This window comes from Acidovorax sp., assembly GCF_047607405.1.
Taxonomy (GTDB): domain Bacteria; phylum Pseudomonadota; class Gammaproteobacteria; order Burkholderiales; family Burkholderiaceae_C; genus Acidovorax.
In genome coordinates, this window is sequence record NZ_JASGDA010000025.1 from 1 (window position 1) to 7,748 (window position 7,748).

Here is a 7,748-nt window from a genome sequence, read left to right on the forward strand (position 1 = left end):
CCCCCACAGCGCCGGGCCGAAGGGCTCGGACGGTGCGCCACCGCCACCACGGCCCCCGCGCGCGCCGCCGTGGCCTGCGCCAGCGCGGGCAGCACCAGCGGCCATTCGTGCCGCCCGGCCAGGGGCTGCAAGACCTCGGTCAGCGCGCCCAGCGGCCAGCCCCCGCCGGGCAGTTGCGCATCCAGCAGCGCATGCCCCGTGGGCTGCGCCTGCCGTTGGGCTGCGCCCAGCTCGTGCGCGTGCCAGACGCCGGGGACGGCGAAGGGCAGGATGAGGGAAGGCAGCGCGGGCATGGAGCGGGCTTGAAAATACTGTAAATATAGCCAGTATTTTCAAGCCATGCAAAGCCATGGCTTTTCATCAAGAAATACAAGCAAAAACAGCCTCTAGCGCTTATTGGGCAAGCACTGTCAGCTATCAATTCAGGAGTATTTGACTGCCAACCCTACAGCGCGCCCGCGACCCAGTCGCACCAATCCGCCACCGCCGCATCGCCAGGCGTAGCCCGCTCGGCCAACTGCGGCCAGCGGCGCTGGCAGGTGTTCAGAATGCCCTGGATCTGCCACAGCGCCTCGCGCCCCGGCCTTGTCCATTGGAACAGGCATTGCGCCTGCATCAAGCGATCAGCGTCACGCCCGTCTTGGACTGCAGTTCGTCGAAGCTGACGCCCGGCGCCAGTTCGACCACCTTCAGGCCCTGGGGCGTCACGTCCAGCACGCCCAGGTCGGTGATGATGCGGTCCACCACGCCCACGCCGGTCAGCGGCAGCGTGCACTGGGGCAGGATCTTCAGGTCGATCGTGCCGTCCTTCTTCTTGGCGACATGCTCCATCAGCACGATGACGCGCTTGACGCCGGCCACCAGGTCCATCGCGCCGCCCATGCCCTTGACCATCTTGCCGGGGATCATCCAGTTGGCCAGGTCGCCCTTCTCGCTGACCTGCATGGCGCCCAGGATGCTGAGGTTGATCTTGCCGCCGCGGATCATGGCGAAGCTCTGGTCGCTGCCGAAGATCGACGAGCCGGGCAGCGTGGTCACCGTCTGCTTGCCGGCGTTGATGAGGTCGGCGTTGACCTGGTCCTCGGTCGGGAACGGGCCGATGCCCAGCATGCCGTTCTCGGACTGCAGCCACACCTCCTTGGCGCCGGTGTGGTTGGCCACCAGGGTGGGGATGCCGATGCCGAGGTTGACGTAGAAGCCGTCTTGCAGTTCTTGCGCCGCGCGCGCGGCCATCTGGTCTTGGGTCCAGGGCATGTTCAGGCTCCTTTGGTTTCAGTGATCGTGCGCTTCTCGATGCGCTTCTCGGGGTTGGCGTTCAGCACGATGCGGTGTACGTAGATGCCGGGCAGGTGAACGTCGTCGGGCGCGATCTCGCCCACTTCCACGATCTTCTCCACCTCCACGATGCAGACCTTGCCTGCCGTGGCAGCCGCTGGGTTGAAGTTGCGCGCCGTGAGGTTGAAGCGCAGGTTGCCGCTCTTGTCGGCCACGTCGGCCTTGACCAGGGCCACGTCGGGCACCAGGGAGCGTTCCATCACATAGGTCTCGCCGTCGAACTCGCGCAGTTCCTTGCCCTCGGCCACCATGGTGCCCACGCCGGTCCTGGTGAAGAAGGCCGGGATGCCCGCGCCGCCCGCGCGCAGCTTCTCGGCCAGCGTGCCCTGGGGGGTGAACTCCAGCGCCAGCTCGCCCGCCAGGTACTGGCGCTCGAACTCCTTGTTCTCGCCCACGTAGCTGGCGATCATCTTCTTGATCTGGCGCGTTTCCAGCAGCTTGCCCAGGCCGAAGCCGTCCACGCCGGCGTTGTTGGAGATGCAGGTCAGGTTCCTGACGCCGCTGTCCTTGAGCGCCTCGATCAGCGCCTCGGGGATGCCGCACAGGCCGAAGCCGCCCACGGCGATGAGCTGGCCGTCTGCCACCACGCCCTGGAGGGCCTCGGCGGCGGAGGGGAATATCTTGTTCACCACGATCTCCTTTGCGAATTGGGATGCGTCACGATACTACGTATCCAAGGAGATCGGTCGCGCGCGACTCATGCGCAAGTACAACGCATCCACCGCCGCCGATCTGGTGCAGAGGCTGCTGGTGGGAAGCTGCCCCACCAGCGCCGCCCGCGCCGACTTACCGCAGGTCAAAGCGGTCGAGGTTCATCACCTTGACCCACGCAGCCACGAAGTCGCGCACGAAGACTGGGCCCGCATCGCTGCTGCCATAGACCTCGGCCAAGGCGCGCAGCTGCGAGTTGGAGCCGAAGACCAGGTCGGCCACGGTGCCCGTCCACCTGGGCGCACCGCTGGCACGGTCCACGCCTTCCAGCACGCCTGCCGTGGCCGACTGGCGCCATTGCGTGCGCATGTCGAGCAGGTTGACGAAGAAGTCGTTGGTCAGCGCGCCGGGGCGCTGGGTGAACACGCCGTGCGCGGTGCCGCCCACGTTCGCGCCCAGCACGCGCAGGCCGCCGACCAGCACGGTCATTTCAGGGGCCGTGAGCGTGAGCTGGTTGGAGCGGTCCACCAGCAGCTCGGCCACCGCGCCCTCCAGGCCGGGGCGCACGTAGTTGCGAAAGCCGTCGGCCACCGGCTCCATGACGGCGAACGAGGCTACGTCGGTCTGCTCTTGCGAGGCGTCCATGCGGCCCGGGGCGAAGGGCACGGTGACGGTGTGGCCTGCCTTGGCAGCGGCGGCTTCGATGGCCGCGCCGCCTGCCAGCACGATCAGGTCGGCGAGCGAGATTTTCTTGGCGCCGCCCGCGTTGAATTCGGCCTGGATGGCTTCAAGTGCCTTCAGCACGCGCGCCAGCTGCTCGGGCTGGTTCACGGCCCAGTCCTTCTGCGGCGCGAGGCGGATGCGCGCGCCGTTGGCGCCGCCGCGCTTGTCGCCGCCCCGGAAGGTGCTGGCCGAGGCCCAGGCCGTGGCCACCAGTTCCGCCGTTGTCAGGCCCGAGGCAAGCACCTTGGCCTTGAGAGCGGCGATGTCCTGCGCGTCCACCAGCGGGTGGTTCACTGCGGGGATGGGGTCTTGCCAGATCAGCTCCTCGGCGGGCACTTCGGGGCCCAGGTAGCGGGCGCGCGGCCCCATGTCGCGGTGGGTGAGCTTGAACCAGGCGCGGGCGAAGGCGTCGGCAAACACCTGCGGGTTCTCCAGAAAGCGGCGCGAGATCTTCTCGTAGGCCGGGTCGAACCGCAGCGACAGGTCGGTCGTTAGCATGGTGGGCCGGTGCTTCCTGGCCGGGTCGTGCGCGTCGGGGATGATGGCCTCGGCGCCCTTGGCCACCCACTGGTGCGCGCCTGCGGGGCTCTTGGTCAGCTCCCATTCGAAGCCGAACAGGTTCTCGAAGAAATTGTTGCTCCACTGTGTGGGCGATGTGGTCCAGGTCACCTCCAGGCCGCTGGTGATGGCGTCGCCGCCCTTGCCGCTGCCGTGGCGGCTGGCCCAGCCCAGGCCCTGCGCCTCGATGCCCGCGCCCTCGGGGTCGACACCCACCAGGGCCGCGTCGCCCGCGCCGTGCGTCTTGCCGAAGGTGTGGCCGCCCGCGATCAGGGCCACGGTTTCCTCGTCGTCCATCGCCATGCGCGCGAAGGTGTCGCGGATGTCGCGCGCGGCGGCGATGGGGTCGGGGTTGCCGCCCGGGCCTTCGGGGTTGACGTAGATCAGGCCCATCTGCACGGCGGCCAGGGGCGTCTCCAGGTTGCGGTCGCCGCTGTAGCGCTTGTCGTCGGCCAGCCAGGTGGTTTCGGAGCCCCAATAGACGTTCTCGTCCGGCTCCCACACGTCGGGGCGACCGCCCGCGAAGCCGAAGGTCTTGAAGCCCATGGATTCGAGCGCGACGTTGCCGGTCAGGATCATCAGGTCGGCCCACGAGATCTTGCGCCCGTACTTCTGCTTGATGGGCCAGAGCAGGCGGCGCGCCTTGTCCAGATTGGCGTTGTCGGGCCAGCTGTTGAGCGGCGCAAAGCGCTGCTGCCCCGCCCCAGCGCCGCCGCGCCCGTCGGCCAGGCGGTAGGTGCCCGCACTGTGCCAGGCCATGCGCACGAACAGCGGGCCGTAGTGGCCGAAGTCGGCCGGCCACCAGTCCTGCGAATCGGTCATCAGCGCGCGCAGGTCGGCCTTGACCGCAGCCAGGTCAAGGCTCTTGAATTCCTCGGCGTAGTCAAAGCCCTCGCCCATGGGGTCGAGCAGCGGGGAGTTCTGGTTGAGCGGGCGCAGGTTGAGCTGGTTGGGCCACCAGTCGGCGTTGCGGGTGCCTTTGCTGACTGCCGCAGTGTGTCCGAAGGGGCATTTGGCTTCTGTCGTCATGGGGAACTCCTTGTGGAACGGTCGATGAAACTGCTGTGCCACGGATGTTAGGAATTCCCTATGAGTATGTGAATTCAATTAATTACATACCCTTCATAGCCAAACTCGATTAACTATGATTTTGATAGCTTCAGGTGCATGCTGAATAAGCGCCAGCGGTCGATTTGACCCTATGCCAGCCTACACGGCGAACCCGTCGCCCACCGCGCCTTGCCCATGCAATACACGCTGTATGCCATCGAGAGTCTCCTCTTTGACTCTTAAAAAAGAACGACCGTTCTTTTTGTGCCATTCCTGAATACAATCGCCCCATTATCAAACGCCCGATGAGACGCCCACCATGACCAACGAAGAGATCCTCAGCGCATACGGCCCCCGCGAATCCATGGAATACGACGTGGTCATCGTGGGCGGCGGCCCCGCGGGCCTGTCCACCGCCATCCGCCTGAAACAACTGGCGGCAGAGAAAGGCCAGGACGTGTCGGTGGTGGTGCTCGAAAAAGGCTCCGAGCCCGGCGCGCACATCCTCTCGGGCGCCATCATGGACCCCAAGGCGCTGACCGAACTCATCCCCGACTGGAAGGCCAAGGGCGCGCCGCTCAAGCAGCCGGTCACCGACGACGCCTACATCTTCCTCAGCGAAAAGTCCGGCTTTCGCGTGCCCAACCCGCTACTGCCGCCCTTCGCGCAGAACCACGGCAACTACATCGTGCGCCTGGGCGACGTGACCAAGTGGCTGGGCGAGCAGGCCGAGGCGCTGGGCGTGGAAATCTTCCCCGGCTTCGCTGCCGCCGAGGTGCTCTACAACGAAGACGGCTCGGTGAAGGGCGTTGCGACCGGCAACCTGGGGCTGGGCAAGGACGGCGAGCCCACCGAGAACTTCCAGCTCGGCATGGAACTGCTGGGCAAGTACACCGTGTTCGCCGAAGGCGCGCGTGGCCACCTGGGCAAGCAACTCATCGCCCGCTACCACCTGGACGCAGGCTGCGACCCGCAGAGCTTCGGCATCGGCATCAAGGAGCTGTGGGAGATCGACCCCAAGCGCCACCAGCCCGGCTTCGTCATGCACACCGCTGGCTGGCCCATGCAGAACGACACCTACGGCGGCGCCTTCCTGTACCACCTGGACGACAACAAGGTCGCCCTGGGCTTCGTCACCGGCCTGGGCTACCAGAACCCGTACCTGAGCCCGTTCGAGGAATTCCAGCGCTGGAAGACGCACCCGAACGTGCGCTACTACTTCGAGAACGAGCAGGGCGAGATCACCGCCAAGCGCCTGTCCTACGGCGCGCGCGCCATCAACGCCAGCGGCATCAACGCCCTGCCCAAGACCATCTTCCCCGGCGGTGCGCTGGTGGGCTGCGACGCGGGCTTTCTGAACGTCAGCCGCATCAAGGGCAGCCACGCCGCCATCAAGACCGGCATGCTGGCGGCAGACGCCATCTACGACGCCGTGACCACTGGCCGCCAGCACGACGAACTGCGCGCCTACCCCGAGGCTTTCGAGAAGAGCTGGCTCTACACCGAGCTGAACAAGGACCGCAACTTCAAGAACTGGTTCAAGTACGGCCTCAGCGTGGGCACGGTGATGAACGCCTTCGAGCAATTCGTGCTGCGCGGCCACATCCCCTGGACGCTGCACCGCGACAAGCCGGACCATGCGTACCTGAAGCCCGCCGCAGAGTGCAAGCCCATCGTCTATCCCAAGCCGGACGGCAAGCTCACCTTCGACCGCCTCTCCAGCGTGTTCATCAGCAACACCAACCACGAGGAGAACCAGCCCGCGCACCTGACGCTCAAGGACGACAGCGTGCCGGTCAACGTCAACCTGGCCAAGTACGCGGGCCCCGAGGCGCGCTACTGCCCGGCAGGCGTGTACGAGTTCGTGCCCGACACCGCCAAGGGCGGCGACGCCCAGCGCCTGCAGATCAACGCGCAAAACTGCGTGCATTGCAAGACCTGCGACATCAAGGACCCCACGCAGAACATCGTGTGGGTGACGCCCGAGGGCGGCGGCGGGCCGAACTACTCGGGCATGTAAGCTATTGAATCAATAGCTGCTTGTGCTTTCTGGATAAGGGCTGCAGGCCGATTTGGCATTAAAAACCAGCCACCACCCGGTCGCGCCCCTGCGCCTTGGCCTGGTACAGGTGGCGGTCGGCCCCCACCACCAGGTCGGCTGTGGACATACCGGCCCGGGGCACGCAGCTGAAGGCGCCCACGCTGATGGTGACCCATTGCCCCGCCGTGGATGCGGGGTGGGGAATGCGCAGCGCGCGCACCGCCTCGCACAGCCGCTCGCCTAACTCCAGCGCGCCTGGCCCGTCGGTGCGCGGCAGGATGCAGGCGAACTCCTCGCCGCCGTAGCGCACGGCCAGGTCGTCCTGGCGCTGCATGTGCCGCGCGATGGCGGCGGCGACGCGCTGCAGGGCCTGGTCGCCCGCCGGGTGGCCGCAGCGGTCGTTGAACTGCTTGAAATGGTCCACGTCGATCATCAGCAGCCCCAGCGGCTGCCCGGCGGCCAGGTGCCGGCGCCATTCGTCCTGCAGGCCGCCGTCGAAGCTGCGGCGGTTGGCGATGCCGGTGAGTGCGTCGATCTGCGCGATGCGCTCCAGCTGCTGGCGCTGGCGCAGGCCCAGGAGCTGGTTGCGCACCCGCGCGCGCAGGATGGGCGGGCTGAACGGTTTGCTGATGTAGTCGATGGCGCCCAGGTTCAGGCCCAGCTCCTCGTCCGTCTCGTCGTTCAGCGCCGTGAGGAAGATGACCGTGATGCCCGCAGTCTCCGGGTCGGCCTTGAGGCGGCGGCAGACCTCGAAGCCGTCCATGCCCGGCATGCGCACGCCCAGCAGGATCAGGCCGGGCTGCTCGGCGCGGGCCAGGTGCAGGGCTTCCTCGCCATTGCCCGCGAGGATGGGGTGGCACAGGTCCTCGATCTCGGCGGCGGCGAACATCAGGTTGAGCGGCTGGTCGTCCACCAGCAGCACCTTGGGCCGCGAGTCCTCGCCGGGAAAGTCGTTCAGCCGTCTGCCGTGGTGGTGGTCCATGCCGCTATTTTATTTTTCGCCCGCCCCGAAACGCTGCTCCAGGGCCTGCACCGCCTGCGCGGACGCGGCGGCGATGTCCTGCAGTAGCAGGCGCGCGGCGGCCATGTCGCCCGCGCGCACGGCCTGCCGCAGGCCATGGCCCAGTTGCTCCAGGCGCTTGAAGCCCGCGTGGCCCGCCGTGCCGATGAGGTCGTGCGCCTGCTTGCGCAGCGCGTCCGTGGGCAGGTCGGCCTGGGCGGCGAGCCTGCGGGCCTGTTCGCCATGACGATGGCAGTCCGCTATGAGCATGCGCAGCATGGTGTCGAAGCGCGCGGGCGCCACCAGGCGCTGAAGCCGCTCCAGCAGGCGCGGGTCGAACGCCGGGCGGCCTTCCGGCGCGGCGGCGGCATCGGCGGGCGCCTCGGGCGG

General features: G+C 67.2%; 7 protein-coding genes and 2 pseudogenes. 2 read left to right on the forward strand and 7 right to left on the reverse strand.

Features of this window, described 5'->3' with window-relative positions:
• The 4 genes and pseudogenes from QM569_RS03330 to QM569_RS03345 form a co-directional block, all read right to left on the reverse strand.
• A pseudogene (locus tag QM569_RS03330) lies at positions 1 to 293 on the reverse strand (hypothetical protein); the annotation flags it as partial.
• Positions 294 to 445: 152 nt separating this feature from the next.
• Positions 446 to 616 (reverse strand): hypothetical protein, encoded by a 171-nt coding sequence (locus QM569_RS03335; protein WP_414985807.1) that lies wholly within the window; start codon positions 614 to 616, stop codon positions 446 to 448.
• Positions 616 to 1,254 (reverse strand): 3-oxoacid CoA-transferase subunit B, encoded by a 639-nt coding sequence (locus tag QM569_RS03340; protein WP_414985808.1) that lies wholly within the window; start codon positions 1,252 to 1,254, stop codon positions 616 to 618. Before QM569_RS03340 ends, QM569_RS03335 begins: the two co-directional genes overlap by 1 nt.
• Positions 1,255 to 1,256: 2 nt before the next feature.
• Positions 1,257 to 1,964: a CoA transferase subunit A gene (locus tag QM569_RS03345; protein WP_414985809.1), complete on the reverse strand. Its 708-nt coding sequence runs from the start codon at positions 1,962 to 1,964 to the stop codon at positions 1,257 to 1,259.
• A 49-nt stretch (positions 1,965 to 2,013) separates the two neighbouring features.
• Here QM569_RS03345 and QM569_RS03350 point away from each other — a divergent pair.
• A pseudogene (locus tag QM569_RS03350) lies at positions 2,014 to 2,091 on the forward strand (helix-turn-helix transcriptional regulator); the annotation flags it as partial.
• A gap of 30 nt (positions 2,092 to 2,121) precedes the next feature.
• On the opposite strand, the gene katG reads toward QM569_RS03350, so the two are convergent.
• On the reverse strand, positions 2,122 to 4,296 hold the full coding sequence (gene katG, locus QM569_RS03355) for a catalase/peroxidase HPI (RefSeq protein ID WP_414985810.1): 2,175 nt from the start codon (positions 4,294 to 4,296) through the stop codon (positions 2,122 to 2,124).
• A 340-nt stretch (positions 4,297 to 4,636) separates the two neighbouring features.
• On the opposite strand from katG, the gene QM569_RS03360 reads away from it, so the two are divergent.
• On the forward strand, positions 4,637 to 6,337 hold the full coding sequence (locus tag QM569_RS03360; protein WP_414985811.1) for an electron transfer flavoprotein-ubiquinone oxidoreductase: 1,701 nt from the start codon (positions 4,637 to 4,639) through the stop codon (positions 6,335 to 6,337).
• Positions 6,338 to 6,395: 58 nt separating this feature from the next.
• Here QM569_RS03360 and QM569_RS03365 read toward each other — a convergent pair whose 3' ends face one another.
• Positions 6,396 to 7,340 carry a diguanylate cyclase domain-containing protein gene (locus QM569_RS03365; RefSeq protein ID WP_414985812.1) on the reverse strand — a complete coding sequence of 315 codons (945 nt, stop codon included), beginning with the start codon at positions 7,338 to 7,340 and terminating at the stop codon, positions 6,396 to 6,398.
• Positions 7,341 to 7,349: 9 nt separating this feature from the next.
• Positions 7,350 to 7,748 (reverse strand): Hpt domain-containing protein (locus tag QM569_RS03370; protein ID WP_414985813.1); only part of this gene is annotated, 399 nt, incomplete at its 5' end.

Excerpts from the sequence above, each read along its gene's own strand:
- QM569_RS03360 (WP_414985811.1), top strand. The coding sequence starts at position 4,637 with ATGACCAACGAAGAGATCCTCAGCGCATACGGCCCCCGCGAATCCATG.
- katG (WP_414985810.1), bottom strand. The coding sequence starts at position 4,296 with ATGACGACAGAAGCCAAATGCCCCTTCGGACACACTGCGGCAGTCAGC.
- QM569_RS03340 (WP_414985808.1), bottom strand. The coding sequence starts at position 1,254 with ATGCCCTGGACCCAAGACCAGATGGCCGCGCGCGCGGCGCAAGAACTG.
- QM569_RS03335 (WP_414985807.1), bottom strand. The coding sequence starts at position 616 with ATGCAGGCGCAATGCCTGTTCCAATGGACAAGGCCGGGGCGCGAGGCG.
- QM569_RS03365 (WP_414985812.1), bottom strand. The coding sequence starts at position 7,340 with ATGGACCACCACCACGGCAGACGGCTGAACGACTTTCCCGGCGAGGAC.